22 protein-coding genes are annotated in these 22,901 nt (G+C 66.8%); 12 read left to right on the top strand and 10 right to left on the bottom strand.

Annotated elements, in window-relative coordinates; translation table 11 throughout:
• Nucleotides 1-23 precede the first annotated feature (23 nt).
• From ACFQB0_RS10350 to ACFQB0_RS10325, 6 genes are all read right to left on the bottom strand, one after another.
• The gene (locus tag ACFQB0_RS10350; RefSeq protein ID WP_386731022.1) at nucleotides 24-311 is read right to left on the bottom strand and encodes a hypothetical protein; all 288 of its coding nucleotides are present in this window, start codon (nucleotides 309-311) and stop codon (nucleotides 24-26) included.
• A 97-nt stretch (nucleotides 312-408) separates the two neighbouring features.
• Nucleotides 409-1,458, bottom strand: coding sequence for a lipoate--protein ligase family protein (locus ACFQB0_RS10345; RefSeq protein ID WP_386731020.1), 1,050 nt, complete (start codon nucleotides 1,456-1,458; stop codon nucleotides 409-411).
• Between the two features lie 26 nt (nucleotides 1,459-1,484).
• Entirely contained in the window at nucleotides 1,485-2,375 is an 891-nt protein-coding gene (locus ACFQB0_RS10340; protein ID WP_386731017.1) for an alpha/beta fold hydrolase, read from the bottom strand.
• Between the two features lie 50 nt (nucleotides 2,376-2,425).
• Complete coding sequence (locus ACFQB0_RS10335) at nucleotides 2,426-3,271, bottom strand: transglutaminase family protein (RefSeq protein ID WP_386731014.1); 846 nt, start codon at nucleotides 3,269-3,271, stop codon at nucleotides 2,426-2,428.
• A complete protein-coding gene (locus ACFQB0_RS10330; protein WP_386731012.1) occupies nucleotides 3,268-4,197 on the bottom strand; it encodes an alpha-E domain-containing protein in 930 nt (309 codons plus the stop codon). Before ACFQB0_RS10330 ends, ACFQB0_RS10335 begins: the two co-directional genes overlap by 4 nt.
• Nucleotides 4,191-5,846, bottom strand: a complete 1,656-nt coding sequence (locus tag ACFQB0_RS10325) for a circularly permuted type 2 ATP-grasp protein (protein ID WP_386731009.1) — start codon at nucleotides 5,844-5,846, stop codon at nucleotides 4,191-4,193. The genes ACFQB0_RS10330 and ACFQB0_RS10325 overlap by 7 nt, the downstream gene beginning before the upstream one ends.
• A gap of 102 nt (nucleotides 5,847-5,948) precedes the next feature.
• Between ACFQB0_RS10325 and ACFQB0_RS10320 the strand changes: the two genes are divergently transcribed.
• Both ACFQB0_RS10320 and ACFQB0_RS10315 read left to right on the top strand, forming a co-directional pair.
• Nucleotides 5,949-6,374, top strand: a complete 426-nt coding sequence (locus ACFQB0_RS10320) for a MarR family winged helix-turn-helix transcriptional regulator (protein WP_386731006.1) — start codon at nucleotides 5,949-5,951, stop codon at nucleotides 6,372-6,374.
• 5 nt (nucleotides 6,375-6,379) lie between these two features.
• Nucleotides 6,380-7,756, top strand: coding sequence for an MFS transporter (locus ACFQB0_RS10315; RefSeq protein WP_386731004.1), 1,377 nt, complete (start codon nucleotides 6,380-6,382; stop codon nucleotides 7,754-7,756).
• Between the two features lie 198 nt (nucleotides 7,757-7,954).
• On the opposite strand, the gene ACFQB0_RS10310 is transcribed toward ACFQB0_RS10315, so the two are convergent.
• Entirely contained in the window at nucleotides 7,955-8,323 is a 369-nt protein-coding gene (locus ACFQB0_RS10310) for a bleomycin resistance protein (protein WP_386731001.1), read from the bottom strand.
• Between the two features lie 362 nt (nucleotides 8,324-8,685).
• Between ACFQB0_RS10310 and ACFQB0_RS10305 the strand changes: the two genes are divergently transcribed.
• The 9 genes from ACFQB0_RS10305 to ACFQB0_RS10265 all read left to right on the top strand — a co-directional run bounded on the left by ACFQB0_RS10305 (nucleotide 8,686) and on the right by ACFQB0_RS10265 (nucleotide 17,692).
• The gene (locus tag ACFQB0_RS10305; protein WP_386730999.1) at nucleotides 8,686-9,615 is read left to right on the top strand and encodes a 2-hydroxyacid dehydrogenase; all 930 of its coding nucleotides are present in this window, start codon (nucleotides 8,686-8,688) and stop codon (nucleotides 9,613-9,615) included.
• Nucleotides 9,616-9,836: 221 nt separating this feature from the next.
• Entirely contained in the window at nucleotides 9,837-10,817 is a 981-nt protein-coding gene (locus tag ACFQB0_RS10300; protein WP_386730996.1) for a ribokinase, read from the top strand.
• A 169-nt stretch (nucleotides 10,818-10,986) separates the two neighbouring features.
• Nucleotides 10,987-11,847, top strand: a complete 861-nt coding sequence (locus ACFQB0_RS10295) for a GntR family transcriptional regulator (protein ID WP_386730993.1) — start codon at nucleotides 10,987-10,989, stop codon at nucleotides 11,845-11,847.
• A gap of 122 nt (nucleotides 11,848-11,969) precedes the next feature.
• On the top strand, nucleotides 11,970-12,557 hold the full coding sequence (locus ACFQB0_RS10290) for a glucose-6-phosphate isomerase family protein (RefSeq protein ID WP_386730990.1): 588 nt from the start codon (nucleotides 11,970-11,972) through the stop codon (nucleotides 12,555-12,557).
• Nucleotides 12,558-12,609: 52 nt separating this feature from the next.
• Nucleotides 12,610-14,109 carry a xylulokinase gene (gene xylB, locus ACFQB0_RS10285; RefSeq protein WP_386730988.1) on the top strand — a complete coding sequence of 500 codons (1,500 nt, stop codon included), beginning with the start codon at nucleotides 12,610-12,612 and terminating at the stop codon, nucleotides 14,107-14,109.
• Nucleotides 14,082-15,098 carry an NAD(P)-dependent oxidoreductase gene (locus ACFQB0_RS10280; protein WP_386730985.1) on the top strand — a complete coding sequence of 339 codons (1,017 nt, stop codon included), beginning with the start codon at nucleotides 14,082-14,084 and terminating at the stop codon, nucleotides 15,096-15,098. The genes xylB and ACFQB0_RS10280 overlap by 28 nt, the downstream gene beginning before the upstream one ends.
• Entirely contained in the window at nucleotides 15,095-15,742 is a 648-nt protein-coding gene (locus ACFQB0_RS10275) for a bifunctional 4-hydroxy-2-oxoglutarate aldolase/2-dehydro-3-deoxy-phosphogluconate aldolase (protein ID WP_386730982.1), read from the top strand. The genes ACFQB0_RS10280 and ACFQB0_RS10275 overlap by 4 nt, the downstream gene beginning before the upstream one ends.
• Entirely contained in the window at nucleotides 15,739-16,656 is a 918-nt protein-coding gene (locus tag ACFQB0_RS10270; RefSeq protein WP_386730979.1) for a shikimate dehydrogenase family protein, read from the top strand. Before ACFQB0_RS10275 ends, ACFQB0_RS10270 begins: the two co-directional genes overlap by 4 nt.
• A gap of 85 nt (nucleotides 16,657-16,741) precedes the next feature.
• Nucleotides 16,742-17,692, top strand: coding sequence for a phosphotriesterase family protein (locus ACFQB0_RS10265; RefSeq protein ID WP_386730976.1), 951 nt, complete (start codon nucleotides 16,742-16,744; stop codon nucleotides 17,690-17,692).
• Between the two features lie 241 nt (nucleotides 17,693-17,933).
• Here ACFQB0_RS10265 and ACFQB0_RS10260 read toward each other — a convergent pair whose 3' ends face one another.
• The 3 genes from ACFQB0_RS10260 to ACFQB0_RS10250 form a co-directional block, all read right to left on the bottom strand.
• Nucleotides 17,934-18,911, bottom strand: coding sequence for an ABC transporter substrate-binding protein (locus ACFQB0_RS10260; protein ID WP_386730975.1), 978 nt, complete (start codon nucleotides 18,909-18,911; stop codon nucleotides 17,934-17,936).
• A gap of 200 nt (nucleotides 18,912-19,111) precedes the next feature.
• Nucleotides 19,112-20,122: an ABC transporter permease gene (locus tag ACFQB0_RS10255; RefSeq protein WP_386730972.1), complete on the bottom strand. Its 1,011-nt coding sequence runs from the start codon at nucleotides 20,120-20,122 to the stop codon at nucleotides 19,112-19,114.
• Nucleotides 20,123-20,130: 8 nt separating this feature from the next.
• Entirely contained in the window at nucleotides 20,131-21,639 is a 1,509-nt protein-coding gene (locus ACFQB0_RS10250; RefSeq protein ID WP_386730970.1) for a sugar ABC transporter ATP-binding protein, read from the bottom strand.
• A gap of 218 nt (nucleotides 21,640-21,857) precedes the next feature.
• Between ACFQB0_RS10250 and ACFQB0_RS10245 the strand changes: the two genes are divergently transcribed.
• Nucleotides 21,858-22,727: a sugar phosphate isomerase/epimerase family protein gene (locus ACFQB0_RS10245; protein WP_386730967.1), complete on the top strand. Its 870-nt coding sequence runs from the start codon at nucleotides 21,858-21,860 to the stop codon at nucleotides 22,725-22,727.
• The last annotated feature ends 174 nt before the right edge of the window (nucleotides 22,728-22,901 follow it).

The raw sequence follows: 22,901 nt of genomic DNA, 5'->3' as shown, positions 1-22,901 counted from the left end.
CGCCGCAACAGGGCCGTAACAGGTCAGACGTCGATGCGGATACGGCCGTCGTACTTCGAGCCGGGCTCCGCAGGGCCCGCGATGCCTTTGTCGCCTGCGAGAGGCGCGGGGGCGGGGAGCACGGTCTGACGATCGAGCTCGATAGCGGCCTCATGGCGCGACGGCGCGAAGACCTCGTCGCCGATGTGCACGAGAGCGCCGGACGAGCCGCCGCGGCGGTTCTTGTTGGAGAGATCGATCCAGCCGAGGCGATTCGCCGTATAGCCGAGCGCGACGGCCAACGCTATGCCGAGCAGGATCCACCAGTTCACCCGGCCATTGTACGCAGAGCGGCTGAGTCGTCGCCTGCCGCAACTTCTTGCGGCGGCTGTGACCGGACGAGACCGCTTGACCGATCCGGCCGAGGGCTCAGGGAACCCGCTGCAGCCACTCCTCGGTCGAGAACTTCGTGTCGACGAGCCGCTGCGCCGCCGCGTATTCGGCGTCGGTGATGTCCCCAGGGGTGGCGCCGTAGAGCGATACGAAGGTCTGCTTCATCCGATCGATGATCTCGTCGCGGCTGAGTCCCGTCTGACTGCGCAGGGGGTCGACCCGCTTGGCCGCACTCGCGATGCCCTTGTCGCTGAGCTTCTCGCGTCCGACGCGCAGCACTCGGGTCATGAGCTCGCCGTCCATGTCGTAGCTCATCGTCACATGGTGCAGCACACCGCCGGAGCCGAGGCGTTTCTGCGCTGCGCCGCCGATCTTGCCCGTGGGGCTCGTGATGTCGTTGAGCGGCTGATAGCTCGCCTCGATGCCGAGCGACCTCAGCGCGCGGATGGCCCAATCGTCGAGAAAGGCGTAGCTGTCTTCGAAGCTCATCCCCTGCACGAGCGCCGCCGGAACGTAGAGCGAGTAGGTGATGATGGAACCCTTCTCCATCATCATCGCACCGCCGCCCGAGATGCGCCGCACGACGTCGAAGCCGTACTTCACGGCGTTCTCGAGATCGACCTCGTTCTTGACGGACTGGAAGCTGCCGATCACGACGGCCGACTCGTCCCACTCCCAGATGCGCAGGGTCGGCTTACGACGCCCCTCTCCCACCTCGGTGGCGAGAACCTCGTCGAGTGCGAGATGCATCGCCGGCGGAACGGCCTTGGCGTGCACGAGCTCCCACTCGTAGTCCCGCCAGCCGGCCGCCTGGGCGAGCGAACGGCGAACGGCGACGGCGACGGCCTCGGGCGAGAAACCGAGCAGCACGGCGCCCCTCGGGAGGGCGTCACTCACCGCCCGCGCGAACGTCGCGGCGTCGGAGCCGGCCGGCAGGCCGTCGACCGCAGCGTTGATCGCCTCGACGGCGTCGTCTGGCTCGAGGAAGAAGTCGCCCGCGAGTCGGAAACCCGAGATCAGCCCGTCGACGACGTCGAGGTCGACGACGACGAGCTTTCCGCCAGGAACCTTGTATTCACCGTGCATGCCCTCAGCCTAGGGCCGCATTTCGGTCAGCCGCCGTGGCGCTGCGGCAGGTGCTCGTCGAGCCAGGCGATCACGTCGGCCATGACCTCGGCCCGGTTCGTCTCATTGAAGACCTCGTGACGGGCCCCCGGATAGACGATGAGGCGGATGTCGCGCAGTCCCGAGCGTCGACGGTAGGCGTCGACGAGCTTGAGGGCGCTGCGCTCTCCGCCGAGGGTGTCGTCGCCGCCGACCTGGACGAGCAGCGGCAACGCCGGTGGCAGGCCACGCGCCGGCCGCCCCAGGAGCCTCATCGCGTCGACGATGCCGAAGAGTTTGCGCAGCGGCACCATGGTCGTGAGCGGATCGGCGGCGAACGCGGCATGCACGGCGGGATCGCGGCTGAGCCACTCGGCGCCGGTGGAGCCGAGATGCTTGTGCTTGCGGTTGAGATCCCCGCCGTCCATGTATCCAAGTCGACGCAGGGCGGTTCCGGTCAGGATGACGGCGTCGTAGTCGCGCGCGTGCTCGTTCACGATGATCTGAGCCATGAGCGAACCCCAGGAGTGGCCAAGGAGCACGAGCGGCACGCCGCCGTTCTCGGCCTTGACGATGCCCGTGAGCCGGCGCACCGCCGCAATCGCCGCACGCAGCCCTCCAGGCCCGAGCCGGCCCATGCGCGAGAGGTCGCCGCCGTGCTGCTCGAAGCCCGTGCGACCGTGGCCGCGGTGGTCGTCGGCGTAGATCGTGTAGCCGGCCGCGTTGAGCTCGCCGACGAGCTCGAGGTATCGCAGGGCGTGCTCGCCGACTCCGTGCACGAGTTGAACGATCGCTCGCGGGTTCGGCACTGCCCACACGTAGTAGTGGATGCGCACGCCATCGGCGTCGACGAAACTGCGGCTCCCGATCCCGGATCCCGGGGTTGCGGCGTCGGTCATGCGCTCACCCTATCGCCACCGCATCCGGAGGACCCTGCGCCTCGGACGCCTCACGACTCCCGCGTGATCTCGACGGAGACGAACAGGTTCGAGGCGCTCGGGCCGGCATAGACGCCGCGGAGCGGCGGGACGTCGGCATAGTCGCGACCACGGCCGACGAGCACATGCCGGTCTGCGATGCCGATGAGGTTGGTGGGGTCGTAGCCGTGCCAGTCCCCGGTGAACCACTCGACCCAGGCGTGCGACTCGCCGGTGACAGTGACGCCGACGGCGGCGGACGGATCGGGATGCAGGTAACCGGAGACGTATCGGGCCGGGATGCCGACCGAGCGCAACGCCCCGATCGTCACGTGCGCGATGTCCTGGCAGACCCCGCGACGTTCGCTCCAGGCCTCGGCGGCGGTGGAGTGCACACCGGTGACCCCGGGCATGTACTCCATGGCTCCACCGACGACGCGACAGATCTCGAACGCGGCGACGGCCGGATCATCCTGTTCGGCGGCCAGTTCGCGGGCAAGGCCTGCCGCATCCTCCGGCACCGTCGTGAACGGTGTCTGCCAGGTCTGTTCGACGAACTGGCTGGCCCGCTCACGTGCGACCGCGAGCTCGGCCCAGTCCAGTGGGTGTTCGACCCGCGCGGCGGCACCCACCTCGACGAGGCTCGTCGCGGTGACCGAAAGCTCGGTGTGCGGCGTGAGCACCTCGAACGTGCTCACGCGTGTTCCCCAGTAGTCGATGTAGGTGTGCTGAGTCGCGGCCGGCGAGATGTCCAGGCTCGACTGCAGAACGAATTGCCCCTCGCCGCCGAAGGGCATCATGCGCGCCTCGTTGTACGAGGCCGTGGCCGGGTCGTCGTAGTCGAAACCGGTCCGGTGCACGATGCGCAGGCGGCTCATGCGTTCTCTCCGATCCACACGGGGACGGCGCTCGTCGGAAAGTAGCGCCGGCGGATGGCCTCGCTCGCCTCGGAGGTCGCCGTCTGAACCTCAGCCATGTGTTTCGGCAGGTCCTCGAGGATCTCGGCGATCGGCCGAAACTCGAGCTCGCTGCGAATCTGGCCGAGCACCCGCTGCGCCCGGTCGCTCACGCCGACGCGGCCGCTGTTCGGATCGAGTGAGCGCAAGTGCTCCTCCGCCCGACTGACGGCGAACATGATCGAGCGGGGGAACAAGCGGTCGAGCAGCAGGAACTCGGCGGCGTTGCGCGTCGACGGCACACCGCGATAGCTGCGCAGATAGGCCTCGTAGGCCCCGCAGCTGCGCAGGATCGTGGTCCAGGACGGTCCACTCGCCTCGGTGAGGGAGCGGGTCGCGAGCAGCCGCGCGGTCATGTCCGCCCGCTCGATTGCACGGCCGAGCGAGAAGAACAGCCAGGCGTCGTCGCGGCTCGTTGCCGACTCGACGACCCCGATCGCGAGCGCCGCGCGATCACGCACCCACCGGAAGAAGGAGTGGGACTTGTCGCCGGCGACCCGCTTCGGCATGCCCGTATAGGTGGCATTGAGGCACTCCCACAACTCGGTCGAGACGATCTCTCGGGCGCGCCGGGCGTTCTCCCTGGCGGCGCCGATCGCGTAGGCGATGGAGGCCGGGTGGGTGCGGTCGACGGCGAGCAGGGTGATCACGTCCTGTCGGCCCAGATGCTGTCCGTCTGGCACCTCGCCGCCCATCACCGAGACGAGGGATCGGCAGGCGGTGTCTTCGTCGATCCATGGATCCTCGAGCAGCAATTGCAGATGCACGTCGAGGATGCGTGCCGTGCCGTCGCTGCGTTCCACGTATCGGCCGATCCAGAACAGGGATTCAGCGATGCGGCTCAGCATCGTGCCTCCGTTCCGAGCAGTTGCTGCTGTTGCTGTTCCTGCTGCTGCTGGCGCACATTCCGGCTGTCCTGCGGCGAGGAGTCGGGCAGGTGCTGGGTGTCGTAGATCACGGGCATGCTCTGCGTGATCGCGGCCTGTTCTACGACGAGCGACTCGAGGTCGTTGGCCGCGTCGACGGGAGTGCCGCGCCCGCCGAGCACCCAGGTGTCCTTGGAGCCGCCGCCCTGACTGGAGTTGACGACGAGCTGCCCCTGCGGCAGTGCCACCCGGGTGAGGCCGCCGGGCAGCACCCAGATGTCGCCGCCACCGTTGACGGCGAAGGGGCGCAGATCTGCGTGCCGGGGGCGGACGCCATCTTCGACGAGGGTGGGGATCGTCGAGAGCTGCACGACGGGTTGCGCGATCCAGCCGCGCGGATCGGCGAGCAGACGCGACCTGAGCTGATCGAGTTCGGCCGGCGAGGCATCCGGGCCGATGACGAGCCCCTTGCCGCCCGAGCCGTCGACGGGCTTGACCACGAGCTCGTCAAGACGGTCGAGCACTTCGGCGAGCGCCTCGGGTTCTTCGAGCCGCCATGTGTCGACGTTGGGCAGGAGCGGGTCCTCGCCGAGGTAGTAGCGGGTGAGATCGGGGACATAGGTGTAGACGAGCTTGTCGTCGGCGACGCCGTTGCCCACCGCATTGGCGATCGTGACGTGGCCGAGACGGGCCGCGAGCAGCATCCCCGGCGAGCCGAGAACCGAGTCGGGGCGAAACTGCTGCGGGTCGAGGAACTCGTCGTCGACGCGGCGGTAGATCACGTCGACACGGGTCGGCCCGCTCGTGGTGCGCATCCATACCCGGCCGCCGGAACAGAACAGGTCGCGACCCTCGACGAGCTCGACGCCCATGAGCCTGGCGAGCAGAGTGTGCTCGAAGTAGGCGGAGTTGTGCACACCGGGGGTGAGCACCACCACCGTCGGATCTTCGACCCCTTCCGGCGCGCTCGCCCGCAGGGCGTCGACGAGGCGATGGGCGTAGTCGCCGACCGGTCGAACGCTCATCGAGGTGAAGAGCTCCGGCAAGGTCTGGGCCATGACCTGCCGGTTCGAGATCACGTAGCTCACGCCGCTGGGGACACGCACATTGTCTTCGAGCACCCGCCAGGCGCCCTTCTCATCACGGATGAGGTCGATGCCCGAGACCTGGATCCGAACGCCGTTGGCGCTCACGATTCCCGCAGCCTGACGGTGGAAGTGGCTGGAACTGGTGATGAGCGATGCCGGGATCACACCGTCGCGCACGGCGTGCTGCGGTCCGTAGACATCGGCGAGAAAGGCCTCGAGCGCGCGCACACGCTGCTTCACCCCCGCCTCGACGGCGAGCCACTCCGCTTGGGGGATGACGCGCGGCACCGCGTCCAGGGGGAAGGGCCGCTCCTCGCCTGCGAAGTCGAAGGTCACGCCCTGGGCGAGATAGGAGCTGGCGAGCGCCTCGGTGCGACCGCGCAACTCGTCTTGCGTCATCCGGGCGAGCGCCGTGTAGATCTCCCGGTACGGGGTGCGAACGGACTCCGCTTCGACCGTCGAGCCCGGGAACATCTCATCCCAGGGTTCCGCACCCCTCCGCTGGGTGCGGGTGGAACTGTAACCCTCGAACAGGCTTCCCATGACCAGAGCATAGCCATCCCTGCGTTTCGGCGATGTTTCGACGCGACCCGGAGCGTCGCACGCTATTTACTTAGCAAAGCTAATGAGCTATGCTAAGTGTTCATGGCCAAGACGATCGCGGAGCAGAGCTCGGATCTTCGCATGGCCACACTGCGGCTCGCCCGGCGGCTGCGCGGGGAGAAGGCGGACAGCGAGCTGAGCGACGGACAGTTCTCCGTGCTCGCCGCGCTCTACGTGCACGGCCCGCACACCCTGGGAGCACTCGCCGACCGTGAGCGTATCTCCGCTCCCTCCATGAACCGCACAGTGAACTGCCTCGAGGAGTCGGGATACCTCACGCGGAAGACCGACACCGCCGACCGGCGCAAGGTGAACATCGCCCTCACCGGATCGGGCACAGCGGTCGTGAGCGAGACCGTGAAGAAGCGCGACGCGTGGCTCACCCGCCGCATGCGCGAACTCAGCGCCGACGAGCGCACCGTCCTTTCATCTGCAACCGAGATCCTCAGGAGGCTTGCCACCCAGTGAGTGCCATGTTCCGCTCCCTTTCGAACGACAACTATCGCATCTGGTTCATCGGCGCGCTGGTATCGAACATCGGCAGCTGGATGCAGGCCACAACGCAGAACTGGGTCGTGCTCACCGACCTCACGAACAACGACGCCGTCGCGGTCGGCACGACGATGGCCCTGCAGTTCGGGCCGCAGCTCGTGCTCGTCCCATTCACCGGCATCATCGCCGACCGCTTCGACCGCCGCAAGATCCTCATGGGCACCCAGACCGCGCTGCTGCTGCTCGGCGTCGGGCTCGGGCTCCTGCTGCTGCTCGGACACGCGGAGCTCTGGCACCTCTACGTCTTCGCACTGCTCCTCGGCATCGTCAACGCCGTCGACGGCCCGGCACGGCAGACCTTCGTCTCCGACCTCGTGAGCGAACACAACATGTCCAACGCCGTCGCGCTCAACTCGGCGTCGTTCAACGCCGCGCGCCTCATCGGACCGGCCGTCGCCGGCTTCCTGATCGTGCTGATCGGCTCGGGTTGGGTCTTCGTCGTCAATGCCTTCACCTTCATCGGCGTGCTCGTCTCACTCGCGATGCTCGACACCGCAACACTGCGCCGGCTGCCGCGGATGCCGCGCGCCCGCGGCCAGTTCGCGGGGGGTTTCCGCTATGTCGCCGGTCGACCAGACCTCATCGTCGTCTTCGTGATCGTCTTCCTCGTCGGCGCCTTCGGCATGAACTTCCCGATCTTCGCCTCGACGATGGCTGTGGAGTTCGACCGCGGCGCCGGCGAATACGGCCTGCTCTCGTCGATCCTCGCGATCGGGTCGCTCACCGGCGCCCTGCTCGCAGCCCGCCGCGACCGAGCGCGCATGCGCACGATCATCCTCGCCGCCGGGCTGTTCGGGATCGCGGCTCTTCTCGCGTCGCTCATGCCGACGTTCTGGAGTTTCGCCTTCTCTCTCATCTTCATCGGCTTCGGCGCGGTGACCCTCCTCACGACGGCGAACGGCTTCGTGCAGACCACCACGGAACCGGCCGTCCGCGGCCGGGTCATGGCGCTGTACATGGCGATCCTCATGGGCGGAACCCCTGTCGGCGCTCCGATCGTCGGCTGGGTCACGAACACCATGGGCCCACGCTGGGCGCTGGGCGTTGCATCGGTCGCCGCCGTCGCGGCCTGTGCGATCGGGCTCGGCTGGATGGTCGTCGCTCGCGGCCTGCGCGTACAGCCGCACCCCCGGCTGCGCTGGCGTCTCGTGGTGACGCACGCCGGCCGGCCGCTGCCGAGCGCAGGCATGACCGTCATCGTTCCCGAGGACTTCTCGGAGCAGCTCGCCCTCACCTCGCCGATCCCCCTGCCGACGCTGCACCCACCACGCACCGGATCGATCCCGCAGCGAGGGTGATCCCTGCTTGCGGTCGCTCCCCGGCTTCAACCCCCGGTCCGACGTTCCCCGGCTTCTCGCTGATCATGCTTCCCGCCGATCGCCGCTCCGGCCATTCCCGCTGGAACTCCCTCGGGCGTGTTGCCAGGCACTGTCCGTCGTCGGGCAGCGTCGCGCACCCTGCCGCGAGGGGGTTCGGCGAGACCCTTCTCGTCCGGCTCAGCGGGGTTCCCCGATGAGGGTGAGTTGGGTGCCGTCAGGGTCTATCAGAAAGCCCGCGCGAAGTCCCCAGCTTTGAGGTTGCGGCTCGTGCAGCCGCGGGAAGCCCGTGTCCCGCACCGGCACGCCAGCTGCGTGAATGGCCTCCCATAGCTCGTCGAGATCGCTTACCCGTACCGTGCACTGGAACGCACTTGTTGATGGGTCGAGCTCGGGATGCAAGAAGAACTCGAGGCGCAACGTCCCGCGATGCAGGGTCATCCAGCGGTCATCGCGGTAGTGCTCTCCGAATCCGAGCCTCTCGTAGAAGCTGCGCGTGACAAGCAGGTCACGCGACGGCAGATTGGGCAACGCGCGATCCTCGGTCATGACCGCAGTCTAGGTGGCACGACCCTCCCGGTCATCCTGTGGAACTGGTGCCAAGCCAGCGGAGGACGAGGGGGGCAGAGTCCGGCGTGGTGGTTTCGGGCGGTCTTGTCCGAGCGCATCACGATCCCGCGCCAGGACGCGCGGTAGGCGTGTAGACAGTGGGGGGTTCGATCGGGCGCCGCAACGTCCGCTGGCTGAGCAGATTCCTTATCCCGGCACGCCCCAACGCACGAGTCGTCAGACACTGAGTCCTCGAATGGACGGTACTCACATTCCCGGTCGCCACACCAGGGGCATCCGTCGCCTCGCGACGGGAGACCATCGGGGGCTCTGAGACGAAGAAGCCAGGTACGGTCTTAGCTATGATCACCTCCTCCATGCTCGTCGTCAGCGTTCCCGGAGACACCATGCGCCACGCGGTCGGCGACGTGCCGACGGGGGTCGAGCTCATCGTCTGGAACCTCTCGGATGCCGCGCCGCGTGACCGGATCGACATCGTCGTTCCGCCGTACATGGGCGGGCCGTCGCCGCTCGCGCGACTCGCCGGCGTCGAGACACGACTCGTGCAGAGCCAGTCGATCGGTTACGACGGCGTCGCCGATCACCTGCCTGCCGGCCACGTCTTCGCCAACGCCGCGACCGTGCACGAGACCTCGACGGCGGAACTGGCACTGGCACTGATCCTGGCCGCGCAGCGGGGCATCCCCGACTTCGTCCGAGCTGCGGAACGCGGGCAGTGGGCGCCGGCCCGGCACGCCAGCCTCGCAGACCGCACGGTGCTGCTCGTCGGCTATGGCGGAGTCGGCGCGGCGATCGCCGCACGGCTGCGGCCGTTCGAGGTCGACATCGTGCGGGTGGCCTCCCGCGCCCGCGACGACGAGACCGGTCACGTCCACGGCGCCGACGAGCTGCCGGCGCTGCTGCCGAAGGCGGACATCGTGGTCGTCGGAGTGCCGCTGACGGATGCGACACGCCACCTCGTCGACGACGCCTTCCTCACCGCGATGCGCGACGGCGCGCTGCTTGTGAATATCGCCCGCGGACCCGTCGCCGACACGGAGGCGCTGGTCGCACACGCGACGAGCGGGCGGCTGAGGCTGGCGCTCGACGTGACGGATCCGGAGCCGCTGCCGCACGGGCATCCGCTGTTCTCACTGCCCAACGTGCTCGTGTCGCCCCACGTCGGAGGAGCCTCCACCGCGATGATGCCGAGGATGGGCCGCCTGCTCCGACGCCAGATCGACCACCTGCTCGCGGGCGAGGAGCCCGAGAACGTGGTGCTGCGCCACTAGCGGTACGACGAGGCGCGCCGGCTCTGGTTTCGCGCCATTTTCTGAGTTCGTGCCGGTGCGGTCCAGGCGTCGTGGCTCGCTTTCGCCGGAGGGGGTCGTGGTGCTGCCGGGATCCCACCGATCGTCACCGCCTACCACTCCTGCCTCCGCCTGTCCGCTAATGTAATTACACGTGAAGGCGGTTGTCGAAGAAGAGCCAGCCCCGCTTCGAAAGGCGACGGATGAGTGAGACGATGTTCCACCCACAGGGCGCAGATCGCGGCGTACTGATCGTCGGAAGCGTCACGGCCGATCTCACCACCTTTTCTCACCGGCTTCCCCTTCGGGGCGAGACCGTTCTCGGCGCCGACTTCACACTCGTGCTTGGCGGGAAAGGGGCGAACCAAGCCATCGCCGCCAGTCGCGCGGGCGCAGAGGCGCACCTGGTCGCATGCGTCGGCACAGACCTGTTCCAGGATCTCGTGACCAACGGTCTGCGTGAAGCCGGAGTGAACGTCGACCATGTCCGCGCCGTCGACGGGCCGACCGGCATTGCCCACATCCGCGTCGACGACTCGGGCGAGAACGACATCGTGATGGTGCCGCTCGCGAACGACTCACTCGACGAACGACAGGTCGACGAGGCCTTCGCCGACCGCTCCGCATGCTCGGCCCTTCTCCTCACGCAGCTCGAGGTTCCCCTCTCCCTCACCGTCCATGCCATGCGCAAGGCGCACGAGGCCGGTCTCACGGTGGTGCTCGACCCTGCGCCAGCACAGGTGCTCGACCTGTCGATCTGGCCGCTCGTGGACATCGTGACTCCCAACGAGACGGAAGCCACGATCCTCACGAACATCCCAGTGACCGATGCCGACAGCGCCGTCGCCGCAGGACGGTGGTTCGTGGAACGGGGTGTGCGCTCTGCGATCATCACCATGGCTGCCGCAGGCGCCGTGCTCGTCTCCGCCGACGAAACCCTGTTCTTCGACACGATCCCGGTCACGGCCGTCGATACCACGGCGGCGGGTGACGCGTTCGCCGGCTACTTGGGTGCCTCCATCGTGCAGGGCCACGACCTGCCATCCGCCATCCGCCGAGCCATTGCAGCGGGGGCCATCACCGTGACCAGGCGTGGAGCCTCGCCGAGTCTCCCCGGCAGGGATGACGTCGACGCGCTGCTCGCGTTCCATGTTGGCCGCGAGCACGGGGAGAGCGGGGCATGAGCAGTCCGAGCACGACTATGCGCGAACGATCCGCGCTACCGGGCAGGGAAATCGGAATGGCACCGCATTTCGCATTCGGGCGATGGACCCGTCCGGAGTGCGCGCTGGCACGATCCGGTGAGTTCACGCCCTCCGTGAATGCGATCCCTCTGGCGAAGGCGTACGGAACATGAGCGCCACCGAACGGATGCGCATGACGGGTGCCGCGACGACCACCGCGCTCGGAATCGACCGCCTGTCTCCCGCGCCGATGTACCTCCAGCTGAAGCACCGGATCGTCGACACCATCGCACGCCAGGGACTGAGGCCGGGAGACATCCTTCCGGGCGAACATCGTATGTGCGAGCAGTACGGCGTATCGCGCACCGTCGTACGACAGGCCCTCGCCCAACTCGAACACGACGGCCTCGTTGATCGGGTGAAGGGGAAAGGCACCTTCGTGGCACGCCAGAAGACCCCTGAGAGCCTTGTGCACACTCTCGCGGGCTTGTTCGAGGAGGTGGCCGCACGTGGTGGTCATGTCCACAGCGATGTCCTGCGTCAACAGGTGGAACCGGCGACAGAAGAGGTAGCCGATGCACTGCGGCTCGAATCGGGAACACCGGTTGTCGCGATCGAGCGGCTGCGTTTCGTCGATGGCGAGCCGTGGTCGCTCAGCACCACTTGGCTTCCGCTCGAAGTAGGCCGGTACGTCTTGGATGCCGACCTCGGCGAACAGTCGCTCTATGCGCTGCTCGCAACCCACGGCATCCGCGCGGTGCGAGGCGTGCGCTCCGCCGAAGCCACGACCTCCGACGACGAGCAGGGTCGCTTGCTGCAGGTGGGAGCCGGGCGGGCGCTGCTCATCCTTCGCAGCGTGAGCTTCGACGAGAACGAGCGTCCGATCGAGTGCTTCACCGCGTATCACCGTGGTGATCGCAGTCGCTTCGAGTTTCAGCTGCGCGCCGATGCGGCTACCGCCGAGCTCCTTCATACCGGCCTGGAGAGCCTCGGCTCGGCACCGTCCGGCACAGAACACGACGGTCTCTAGATCCACCGCAGATTTCTCTTTCCTCAACTTGTAATTACATGTACTCTGAACAGGCGCGTCCTCATCGTGAAATGAGACGCAGACACTTGCCTGTGAGAACGACGACATATCGAGGATTCCGCGTGAACACTTTCGCCAGCCTTCCGCTGTCACCCCTGAGCATCCGCTTCGACCAGGAAGAACTCACCCTCGACCCTGAGGGACCGACCCTCACCCGTCGCATGTCCGACCTCGAAGGGCTTTTCGCAGATCACCAGGCCTGGCGCAAGACCGTGGCCGACGGCGACCCCGTCGTCTACTCGGTCGTCTCCTCGCCCGTGCCCGAGGCGGACCGCGAACTACCGCAGTCGATCACGACCATCCAGCCCGGCACCACCGGCGGCGAGCTCTGGATGACGAAAGGCCATCAGCACCCGAACCACCAAGGGGAGATCTATCTCGCCCTGAAAGGCCGCGGCGGCCTGCTCATGTTCGACGGAGAGAAGACCGAATGGATCGACATGACTCCGGGCGTGATCGGTTACATTCCGCCGGGCTGGGCGCACCGGAGCATCAACACAGGGGACGAGCCCTACGCCTTCCTCGCCGTCTACCCCGGTGGTGCCGGCCACGACTACGGCTGGGTACTCGAGAACGGCATGGGGAAGCGCGCCTATGCCCCAACGGACGGATCCGACGACGTGACCTTCACCGAGTACTTCAGCGGCTGAAGCGCCGCTCCGCACCGATTCACCCCTCCTGACAACCATCCAGGGATCGACGATGATCATCGCACACGACCTCGGCACCACGGGCGACAAAGCCTCGCTCCATGAAGACAACGGCCGCCTCCTCGCCGCCGTGACCGTCGGCTACCCCGCTCACTTCGCCGATGGGGGCGTCGCCGAGCAAGACCCGACGGATTGGTGGAACGCCGTCGTCGAGGCCACACGCACGCTCATCGCACGTACCGAAGTCGATCCTGCCTCGGTGACGGGCCTCGTCGTGAGCGGTCAGATGATGGGCGCCGTGCTGCTCGATGCCTCATACGAGCCCGTGCGCCCCGCCATCATCTGGGCCGACACCCGTAGCACTCGGCAGGCGGACCAGCTCGTCGACGCCCTCGGCGAGCGCGAGGCCTATCGGATGCTCGGGCACCGGGTGAACCCCACGTACTCGATAGAGAAGGTCATGTGGGTGCGCGACAACGAGCCCGAGAACTGGGCACGTGTGAGCCATTTCTGCCTGGCCAAGGACTTCGTGGGTCATCGCCTCACAGCTCGTCTCGTGACCGACCGGTCGGATGCCTCTGGCACGAACGCCTTCGACCAGCGACGCGGCACGTGGGCGGCCGACGTGCTCGCCGCAGCCGGCCTCGATGCGAAGATCTTCCCCGAGATCGTCGACTCGGCCACCGTGATCGGGACCCTCACCGCCGAAGCTGCGAGCGCCATCGGTCTCCCCCGTGAAACCCGCCTCGTCATGGGCGGCGGCGACGGTCCGGTCGCCGCGGTCGGAGCAGGCATAGTGGCACCGGAGGACGGCGCCTATGTGTGCCTCGGCACGTCCTCATGGATCTCGTTCGCGAGCGAGGAGCCCATCTACGACCCGGCTCTACGCACGTTCACCTTCGACAACGTGGTGCCAGGCAGCTTCGTGCCGACCGCCACCATGCAGGCTGGCGGCGCTTCGCTGCAGTGGGCGAACGAGCTGCTGTCGCCCGATCCGTCGAACGCCACGCTCGGCGCGCTCGTCGCCGACGCCGACACGGCCGACGCGGCCACCGGCGGCCTGTTCTTCCTTCCCTATCTGCTCGGGGAACGCTCGCCGCACTGGGATCCCCACGCCGCCGGCGCGTTCGTCGGCATCGAGCGACACCACGGACGTGCCCACATGACCCGAGCGGTGCTCGAGGGTGTCGCGTTCAACCTATTGACCTGCATCCAGGCGTTCCGCGATGCCGGCGCATCCATCGACCGTGTCGACGCCATCGGCGGAGGTGCAGCAAGCGCAGTATGGCTGCAGATCATGGCGGATGTCTGGGGCGTGCCCGTGCGCCGACGCTCGGTGGTCGAAGAGGCGAACAGCCTCGGCGCAGCCGTCACGGGCGCCGTCGGCCTTGGCTTCGTCGACGGCTTCTCTGCCGCACGCGACCTCTCGACGGTGACCGCCGAGTTCACCCCAGACGCCTCGCGCCACGCCGCCTACGGCAAACGTCACGTGGCCTTCTCCGACGCCTACGATCGTCTGCGGCCATGGTTCGCCACACGGACGGCACGCTGATGGGCCTCGTACTGGCGACGAGCCGCTCCTTCTCCGGCGGGTCGGTCGACCTCTACGCCCGCCTCGCAGCGGCCGGCCACGACGTGGTGCGCGGCCCAGCCGATCACGATCTCGAGACGCTCGCTCCTCTGCTGGCGGAAGCCGTGGGGTGGGTCGCAGGCACGGGCGCGGTGACCGCCAACCATCTGGACCTGGCGCCGCGGCTGCGCGTCGTTGCCCGCTACGGCGTGGGGTACGAGGCCGTCGATGTCGATGAGGCGACCGCTCGTGGCATCGTCGTGACGAACACGCCGGGCGCCAATAGCGACGCCGTCGCCGACCATGCCGTCGGCCTCATGCTGGCGGTGCTGCGCGGCACGACCGAGGGCGACCGGCGTGTTCGTCGCGGCGACTGGACGGTGCTGCGCGGGCGTGAGCTCGGCCGACTCGTCGTGGGCATCGTGGGATTCGGCCGCATCGGCCAAGGAGTCGCGCGACGCCTCTCCGGGTTCGGCACACGCGTCGTGGCCTCCGACCCCTTTCTGAGCGACGAGGCGATTCACGCCCTCGGCGCCGAGCCGATCGCTCTGGCCGCCATGGCTGGCGCGTGCGACGTGGTGTCGTTGCACGCGCCGGGCGGGCAGACCATCGTCGATGCCGAATGGCTTGCCACGGGGCATCCGTCGCTCGTCGTCGTCAACACGGCACGACCCGAGCTGGTCGACGAAATCGCACTGTCCGCCGCGCTGCGCGAAGGTCGCATCGGCGGCTTCGCGGCCGATACTCTCGCCGGCGACACCCGTGGTGACACCTCCCCGCTGCTCGACGCCTCCTTCGCCGAACGCGTGATCGTCACCCCGCACCTCGGAGCGCAGACCATCGAGGCGGTCGACAACATGGGCGCCTTCGCGGTCGACAATCTGCTCGCCGTGCTCGAGGGCCGCACACCGCCGAACCCCGTCAACACCCTGACCATCGCACACCCCGCGACTCCCCCGGAGGCATTGTGACCGATCCCCTCGACCAGCTGCGTCGCACCGGCGTCCTCGCCGTCGTGCGAGCCCCGAGTGCCGCGAGCGCCCTGCTCGCCTCCGACGCCCTCGTGCGCGGCGGCGTCACGGGCATCGAGATCACGTTCTCGACGCCCGACGCCCCAGCCGTGATCGCCGAGCTCATCTCCCGCTACGGTGAGGGCGCCTACACGGGCGCCGGCACGGTCACGACGCCCGAACAGGCTAGGCAGGCAGCGGATGCCGGTGCACGGTTCCTCGTGTGCCCCGGTACGCGCCCCGAGCTCGCGGCCGCCATGAAGCAGACGGGACTCACCGTGATGACGGGGGCGCTCACACCCAGCGAGATCATGCTCGCCGTCGAATCCGGCGTCGACGTCGTCAAGATCTTCCCGGCCTCGCTCGGCGGGCCCGGCTTTCTCAAGGCCTTGCGCGCTCCGTTCCCGGATGCACCGCTCATGCCGACAGGTGGTGTGACACCGGCGAACCTCGGCGAGTGGTTCTCGGCAGGCGCGATCGCGACGGGAGCGGGAGGCGACCTCGTCTCAAGTGCGGACCTCGCCACGGGGCGCTACGACGAGGTCGAGCGCAAGGCTCGGTCGTTCGCCGCGGCCTTCGCCGCGGTGCGGGGAGCCGAGTCATGAGCGGATATATGGGATTCGTCGGCGTGAGCACCGCATCGTCGTCGATCATGCAGATCTTCCCCGTGTGGGCGCGCATCCTCGGCCTCCCGACCGATCGACTCATCGGGCACGACCTCCCCGTCGATGCGACGGCCGAGCAGTATCTCGCCCTCGTGCGACGGATCCGCGACGATCCAGATCATCTCGGCGCCCTCGTCACCACGCACAAGATAGCGCTCTATCGGGCCACTCGTTCGCTTTTCGACGAACTCGACGAGTTCGCCAGCCTCTGCGGTGAGCTGTCGAGCATCTCCAAACACGAAGGCAGGCTCATCGGGCATGCCAAGGATCCCCTCACAGCGGGTCTCGCGATCGAGGAGTTCTTGCCTGACACCCACTTCTCCGCAACCGGAGCGCATGCCATCATCCTGGGAGCAGGCGGAGCGGGCACAGCGCTCAGCTGGTATCTGAGTGAGCGAGAGGACCGTCCCGAGTCGATCGTCGTCACCGACACCAGCGCCGAGCGACTCGACCACTTGCGGACTGTGCACGAGCGCCATGGAACGCCCGGGGGGCTGATCGACTACGTGATCGCGTCCCACCCCGACGTGACACGCGCTGTTCTCACGGGCGCTCCGCGCGACAGCCTGGTGGTGAACGCCAGCGGACTCGGCAAGGACCGCCCGGGGTCACCCGTTCCCGACGATGTCGCCTTTCCCGAGGGCGCCTACGTCTGGGAGTTCAACTATCGCGGCACGCTCGAGTTCCTGCATCAAGCGCTCGCACAGCAGGACACCGCCGGACTCAGAGTCTTCGACGGCTGGCGGTACTTCATCCACGGTTGGAGTCAGGTCATCGGCGAGGTGTTCGATGTCGTCATGACCGAGGAGCTCATCGGCGAGCTGGCCGAGGCCGCCGAGTTCGCGCGACGATGATGCGACGTCACCGCCGCTCATCCGATCACCGCGATCGTCGACCCTCTCGCCCCGTCGCCCCGTCGAACCGCTGAAAGGAGATGCCGTGATCCGTACGGTACTCGGTGATATCGCGCCGGACGAGCTCGGGCCCACGAACTACCACGAACATCTCTTCCAGACGAGCCCGCTGCTGCCAGGTGACGAACTCGACGATCCGGATGCGTCGCTGCGCGAGGCGCGCCTGCTCGCGGCCAGCGGGTTCGCAGCCATGGTCGACGCGACGCCCATCGGGCTGGGGCGCGACGCCACGGGTATGGCACGAATCAGCGCCAGGACGGGGCTCTCCGTCGTGGCGACCACTGGCACGCACCGCGAAGCGCACTATCACGCAGGGCACTGGCTACGCACACTCGACGTCGCGCGCCGGGCGAAACTCTTCGTGCGGGACATCGTCGATGGCATGCCCGACGCCGACGCGATCCCCGACAAGGGCGCCCCGGCTCATACGCCCGCGGGCGACGCCGTGCGTGCAGGGCTCGTCAAGGCGGGCGTCGGCTACTGGTCGATCACCCCGTTCGAGCGGACGACGCTCGATGCCGCCGCGGTCGCCCACGGCGAGACCGGGGTGCCGGTGATGGTGCATCTCGAGTTCTGCACCGCCGCCCACGAAGTGCTCGATCTCCTCGAAGCCGAGGGGGTGGCGCCACGCCGCGTCGTGCTCGCCCATGCCGACCGCGACCCCGACCCCGACCTTCATCTCGACCTCGCGGCTCGCGGCGCCTGGCTCGGGTACGACGGCATGGCCAGACCCCGCACGCGCAGCGAAGCCGAACTGCTGGATCTCGCCGAGCGCGTCGTCGCGCGCGGCGGCGGCACGCGCATCCTGCTCGGCGGTGATGTGGCCCGAGCCTCCCGCTACATCGCATACGGCGGCATGCCCGGCCTCGCCTATCTCGGCGAACGCTACCTGCCACGCCTACGGAAGCGGATCGGCGACGAGGCGACCGACGCCATGCTCCTCGCGAACCCGCGCACCTGCCTGTCCCTGCACTGACTCCAGCCGCAGCGGGCGGGATGAGCCGACGCGAGGACTCCGCCCCCGCAACTCACCCCCGCAACTCGCCCGTTGCGTCACGAGCCCGCCGGCCTGCACGCCGGCGACGCATCTCCGTTCTCGCGATCCGCTGAGCCTGCTTCCGGCTTGTGCCCGGCGTCGCCATGCCCCAACGCAGACGAGGCCCCTCCCCAGGATGCCCGGGGAGGAGCCTCGCGTTCAACCGCTCAGAAGAGCCGGCTCACTGGTAGAGGACGGCCGCGATCTTCGGGTCGTCGACGTTGCTCTTGTCGTACCAGTAAGAACCCGTGTCGGTGAACTTCTCGAGCTTCTTACCGTTCATCGCATCGTAGGCTGCCTGGACGACGGCCTTGCCGATGCCGATCGGATCCTGGGTGATCGCGCCGGCCATGAGGCCGCTCTTGATCGCATTGATCTGGGCGCTTCCCGAGTCGAATCCGACGATCGCCAGCTTTCCTGGCTGAAGCCCGAGCTCGGTGACGGCGTTCACGACGCCGACGGCCGATCCCTCATTGGTTCCGTAGATGCCCTTGAGGTTCGGGTGGGCCGCGATCATGGCCTTCGCGATGTCGGCCGACTTGAGGTGGTCTCCGTCACCGTACTGGATGTCGACGATCGTGATGCCGGGGAAGTCGGCCTTGATCTTGTCTACGAAGCCGTCGCGACGTTGGACACCGGTCGAGTTGATCTGGCTGTGACCGACGATCGCCACCTCGCCCGAGCCTCCGATGAGCTTTGCCATATGCTCCGCAGCCAAGGCGCCTGCGACCAGGCTGTCGGTGGCAGCCAGGTTCTGCGAGTAGTCGCTGTCACACGGAGCGTCGAACTCGACGATCGGGATGCCAGCAGCCTTCGCGGCGTCGTAGAGCGGAATGCAGGCCTGCGGATCGAGTGCCGCATAGCCGATGGCAGCCGGTTTCTTGTCGATCGCCGCCTGCAGCATCTGCAACTGGGCGTCGACCTCCGTCTCCGAAGCCGGCCCCTCAAAGGTGATCTCGACGCCGAGCTCTTCCGCTTTCTCCTGGGCACCCTGCTTGACGGCCTGCCAGAACTGATGCTGGAAGCCTTTCGAGACGAGCGCGATATAGGGCTTGCTATCGCCACCCGTTGTCCCACCCCCACCGTTCGAGCAGCCGGCGAACATCAGCGCAGCGGCTGCGGCTGCCGCCACGAGGGCGACCTTCTTGGCACGTTTCATTGAAAACTCCGTTGTTTGAGGAACCAGCGCCTCGAGCTGATTCGAATTGGTTGGTTGAGTTGCCATCGTGCGGAGCGGATCGTTTCGAAGGTGGTTCTTCTTGCGACCTCGCCATTGCCGCTATGCGGTCGATTCGGGAATCGATCGCGAGCCGTCGGCCGGCACTCGTTGCACCGACGACCCGGTCTGTGTGTGAGGGGTCAGATCCCCTTCCTGCTGCGCAGCGAGTCGGCGAAGACCGCGATGAGGATCACGACGCCGACGACCACGTTCTGCCATTCCGTCTGGATCGACATGATCCGCAGTCCGTTGATGAGCACGCTCATGATGAGCGCACCGATCACGGTGCCGAGGATCGAACCACGGCCTCCGAGTAGCGAGGTGCCGCCGATGATCACCGCCGCGATCGCCTGGAGCTCGTAGCCGACCCCGAGCTGGGGCTGAGCCGAGTCGAGCCGGGCGGCGATCACGACGCCGGCAATGCCGGTGAAGACTCCTGAAAGGGTGTAGACGATGATCTTCCATCGTCGCGTGTTGACGCCTGAAAGGCGCGTGGCCTCCTCGTTGGAGCCGATCGCGAAGGTGAACCTCCCGACGATGGTCTTGCTGAGCAGGAAGTAGGCCACGATCGCAAGCACGAACATGATCAGCACCGCGTTGGGCAGGCCTGGGACGAGCGTGCCGAGCGCGATGTTCTTGAAGTCGGGTGCGGCCGTGGAGAAATAGATCGGACGCACGCCGGAGATGACGAGGGCCAGACCCTGCGCGATCATCATCATCGCGAGAGTGGCGATAAACGGCGGTAGACGCAGGAAGGTGATGTTCAAGCCGTTGACAAGACCCATGAGTGCGCCGGTCGAGACCCCTCCGATCACGCCGATCCACACCGGCAGTCCCATGTTCACGACGAAGATGCCGGTCATCACCGCCGCGAGCGTCATGCCCGTGCCGAGCGACAGGTCTATGCCACCCGTGATGATGACGAAGGTCGTGCCGAGAGCCAGGATGCCGATCACCGCCGTGGCGAGCAGGATGCCCGAAATGTTGCTCCAGGTGAAGAAGTTGCCACTTGCGAGCGAGAAGAACAGGATCAGCACGACGAGCGTGCCGAAGGCGAGCGATTGTTGCAGTTGCTTGCGCCAGAAGGCGCCGGCGCCAAGCTTCTGCTCATCCGCTTTTTCCACCTGCTGCGTTGCTGGGGTTGCGTTCATCGGTGTGGTCACTCTTTCCCGCCACTGGCATGGGTGGCGTAGTGCATGATCTTGGCTTGACTGGCGTCCTCGTTGTTCAGAACACCGGTGATCCGCCCATTCGCCATGACGACGATGCGGTGAGCGAGTCGAAGAACCTCCGGCAACTCCGACGAGATGACGATGATCGACTTGCCTTGAGCCGCGAGGTCCTGGAGGAGCCTGTAGATCTCTTCCTTGGCCCCGACGTCGATGCCGCGGGTGGGCTCGTCGAAGATGAGGATGTCGCGGTCGCGGGCGAGCCATTTCGCGATGACGACCTTCTGCTGGTTGCCGCCGGAGAGGAGCTTCGCGGTCTGCATGATCGAAGGGGTCTTGATTCTGAGGGACTTCACGTAGTCACGCGAGACTCGGCGTCCCTTGCCGTCGAGCATGACGCCAAGGGCGTTCATGTAGTCCTTCAAGGATGCGAGCTGCACGTTGAAGTTGACATCCTGATCGAGCATGAGGCCGAACTGCTTGCGGTCTTCGGACAGGTAGCCGAGACCGAACTTGACGGCATCGGCCGGCTGCTTGATCTTGACGTGCACCCCGTTGACGTGCACGGTTCCGGCCTCTGACGGATCGGCGCCGATGAGAGCACGTGCGACCTCGGTGCGCCCTGCCCCCATGAGCCCGGCGAAGCCGAGGATCTCGCCGCGGTGCAGCTCGAAGCTGACATCCCGCAGCAGCTGCCGGGTGCTGAGTCCCTCGACCTTCAGCACGACCTCCTCGCGAACATGCTCGATTGCGCGCGGTCGCGTGCCCTCGTCGATGGGCCGTCCGACCATCATCTCGATGATCGTGGGCACGTCGATCCGCTCGCGCTCGAGGGTGCCTATGTACTGGCCGTCGCGCAGCACCGTGACGCGGTCGGCGAGACGTTTGAGCTCTTCCATGCGATGCGAGATGTAGATGATGCCGGTGCCCGTGGCCTTCAGCCCCTCGATGAGACGGAAGAGGGTCTCGGTCTCGGACTCGGTCAACGCCGAGGTCGGCTCATCCATGATGAGCACTTTGGCATTGAAAGAAAGCGCCTTGGCGATCTCGACCATCTGCTGCTTCGCCACGGTGAGTTCCCGCACGAGCTGCCGTGGATCGAGCAGGATTCCCAGGCGGTCGAGCAGTTCCGCCGTCTTCCGATTCAACGAGCTCTCCGAGAGGAGAAGGCCGGTTCGCGGCTCGCGGCCGATGTAGATGTTCTGCGCGACCGTGAGGTCGGGCATCAGGTTCATCTCCTGGTGGATGATGCTGACCCCGAGGTGCTGGGCCTGCAAGGGGCTGGTGATGTCGACCTCTTCGCCCTCGAAGACGATGCGACCGGCGTCTTTCGCGTAGATCCCAGACAGGATCTTCATGAGGCTGGACTTGCCGGCGCCGTTCTCGCCGACGAGCACGAGCACCTCACCCACGTGAAGCTCGAACTGCACGTCGTGCAGTGCCTGCACACCGGGGAAGCTCTTGCTGATCCCCTCGACCTTGAGGAGTGGTGCGGTCACGTGGTCACCTTCTTCATCGGAGGATTCGGTGGGCTCTTTCGGTCACGAGCGATTCGCATGAAAGGTCCGACCAATTGTGCGTCAGATGTCGCCCATTCCGCAAGTTGTATCCTAATGTATCTAATTGTTCGCAAACAGGGAAGCGCTGTAATAACAACCTCATAACATCGAGGTGAGGTGCGAAGACACGTCAACGAGGACCGAAAAAGGGAGACACCATGCAGATCGGCGCCCATGCCCTTGTTTTCACGGGAAAGTTCGATGAATCGGGCATCCGCCTGGCCATCGAGAAAACCCGTGAAGCAGGATTCGACATCATCGAGATCCCCCTCATGAACCCCTACGACTTCGACCGGGAGCTCGCTGCGCGCTTGTTGCGCGAGAACGGCATCGAGGCGACGGCGTCGCTCGGACTCTCCGAAACAACAGACCTCACGAGTCACGACAGCGCGATCGCCGCGGCTGGCGAGGCGCTGCTGAACGAGTGTCTCGACATCGTGCACACCATGGGCGGGCATCGTCTCTGCGGCGTGATCTACAGCGCGATGCGCAAGTACATGTCCCCTGTCGACGAAGCCGGCCTCGCGTCGAGCGCCGCCGCGATCCGGCGGCTCGCGGGCCGCGCTGCCGATCTCGGCATCCACCTCTCGCTCGAGGTCGTCAACCGCTACGAGACGAACGTCATGAACACCGCGCGCCAGGGTCTCGCCTTCCTCGACCGAGTCGGCCACGACAACGTCAGCCTGCACCTCGACACGTACCACATGAACATCGAGGAGTCCGACCAAACCTCCCCCGTGCTCGACGCAGGCACCGCGCTCGGCTATGTGCACATCGGTGAAAGCCATCGCGGCTATCTCGGCTCCGGCACGGTCGACTTCGACGGCTTCTTCCGCGGACTCACGAGGATCGGCTACGACGGCCCGGTGGTCTTCGAGTCGTTCTCCTCCTCCGTCGTCAGCGCAGAGCTCAGCAACGCGCTCGGCATCTGGCGCAACCTTTGGCAGGACTCCGACGACCTCGCCGCCCACGCCAATCGCTTCATCCGAGACAAGCTGCGTTCGGCCAGGTCCGTCGACATGCACTGAGGAGCGCCTCGTCGCCGGCACCGCGACGGCTGAGCCGTTGTGCTGCTCGGAGACTGCCGCGTCACCCCGCCGACCCCTCGACCTTCGCGACGGCCCCGACCGCGGCAGTGTCAGTCCTCTCCGCGAGCACGGCCGTACGTTCCGACCGGGAGCGGAGTCTTATATTCCAGACAA

This window comes from Luethyella okanaganae (assembly GCF_042660285.1).
In the GTDB taxonomy this organism is placed as follows: Bacteria; Actinomycetota; Actinomycetes; order Actinomycetales; family Microbacteriaceae; genus Luethyella; species Luethyella okanaganae.
Note: the sequence above shows the minus strand (reverse complement) of the source record. Positions and strands in the feature narration are given on the sequence as shown.

Excerpts from the sequence above, each read along its gene's own strand:
- ACFQB0_RS10280 (WP_386730985.1), top strand. The coding sequence starts at position 14,082 with ATGGTTCGCCACACGGACGGCACGCTGATGGGCCTCGTACTGGCGACG.
- ACFQB0_RS10315 (WP_386731004.1), top strand. The coding sequence starts at position 6,380 with ATGTTCCGCTCCCTTTCGAACGACAACTATCGCATCTGGTTCATCGGC.
- ACFQB0_RS10320 (WP_386731006.1), top strand. The coding sequence starts at position 5,949 with ATGGCCAAGACGATCGCGGAGCAGAGCTCGGATCTTCGCATGGCCACA.
- ACFQB0_RS10255 (WP_386730972.1), bottom strand. The coding sequence starts at position 20,122 with ATGAACGCAACCCCAGCAACGCAGCAGGTGGAAAAAGCGGATGAGCAG.
- ACFQB0_RS10300 (WP_386730996.1), top strand. The coding sequence starts at position 9,837 with ATGAGTGAGACGATGTTCCACCCACAGGGCGCAGATCGCGGCGTACTG.
- ACFQB0_RS10335 (WP_386731014.1), bottom strand. The coding sequence starts at position 3,271 with ATGAGCCGCCTGCGCATCGTGCACCGGACCGGTTTCGACTACGACGAC.
- ACFQB0_RS10295 (WP_386730993.1), top strand. The coding sequence starts at position 10,987 with ATGAGCGCCACCGAACGGATGCGCATGACGGGTGCCGCGACGACCACC.
- ACFQB0_RS10325 (WP_386731009.1), bottom strand. The coding sequence starts at position 5,846 with ATGGGAAGCCTGTTCGAGGGTTACAGTTCCACCCGCACCCAGCGGAGG.
- xylB (WP_386730988.1), top strand. The coding sequence starts at position 12,610 with ATGATCATCGCACACGACCTCGGCACCACGGGCGACAAAGCCTCGCTC.
- ACFQB0_RS10330 (WP_386731012.1), bottom strand. The coding sequence starts at position 4,197 with ATGCTGAGCCGCATCGCTGAATCCCTGTTCTGGATCGGCCGATACGTG.
- ACFQB0_RS10345 (WP_386731020.1), bottom strand. The coding sequence starts at position 1,458 with ATGCACGGTGAATACAAGGTTCCTGGCGGAAAGCTCGTCGTCGTCGAC.
- ACFQB0_RS10340 (WP_386731017.1), bottom strand. The coding sequence starts at position 2,375 with ATGACCGACGCCGCAACCCCGGGATCCGGGATCGGGAGCCGCAGTTTC.
- ACFQB0_RS10305 (WP_386730999.1), top strand. The coding sequence starts at position 8,686 with ATGATCACCTCCTCCATGCTCGTCGTCAGCGTTCCCGGAGACACCATG.
- ACFQB0_RS10245 (WP_386730967.1), top strand. The coding sequence starts at position 21,858 with ATGCAGATCGGCGCCCATGCCCTTGTTTTCACGGGAAAGTTCGATGAA.
- ACFQB0_RS10270 (WP_386730979.1), top strand. The coding sequence starts at position 15,739 with ATGAGCGGATATATGGGATTCGTCGGCGTGAGCACCGCATCGTCGTCG.
- ACFQB0_RS10260 (WP_386730975.1), bottom strand. The coding sequence starts at position 18,911 with ATGAAACGTGCCAAGAAGGTCGCCCTCGTGGCGGCAGCCGCAGCCGCT.
- ACFQB0_RS10310 (WP_386731001.1), bottom strand. The coding sequence starts at position 8,323 with ATGACCGAGGATCGCGCGTTGCCCAATCTGCCGTCGCGTGACCTGCTT.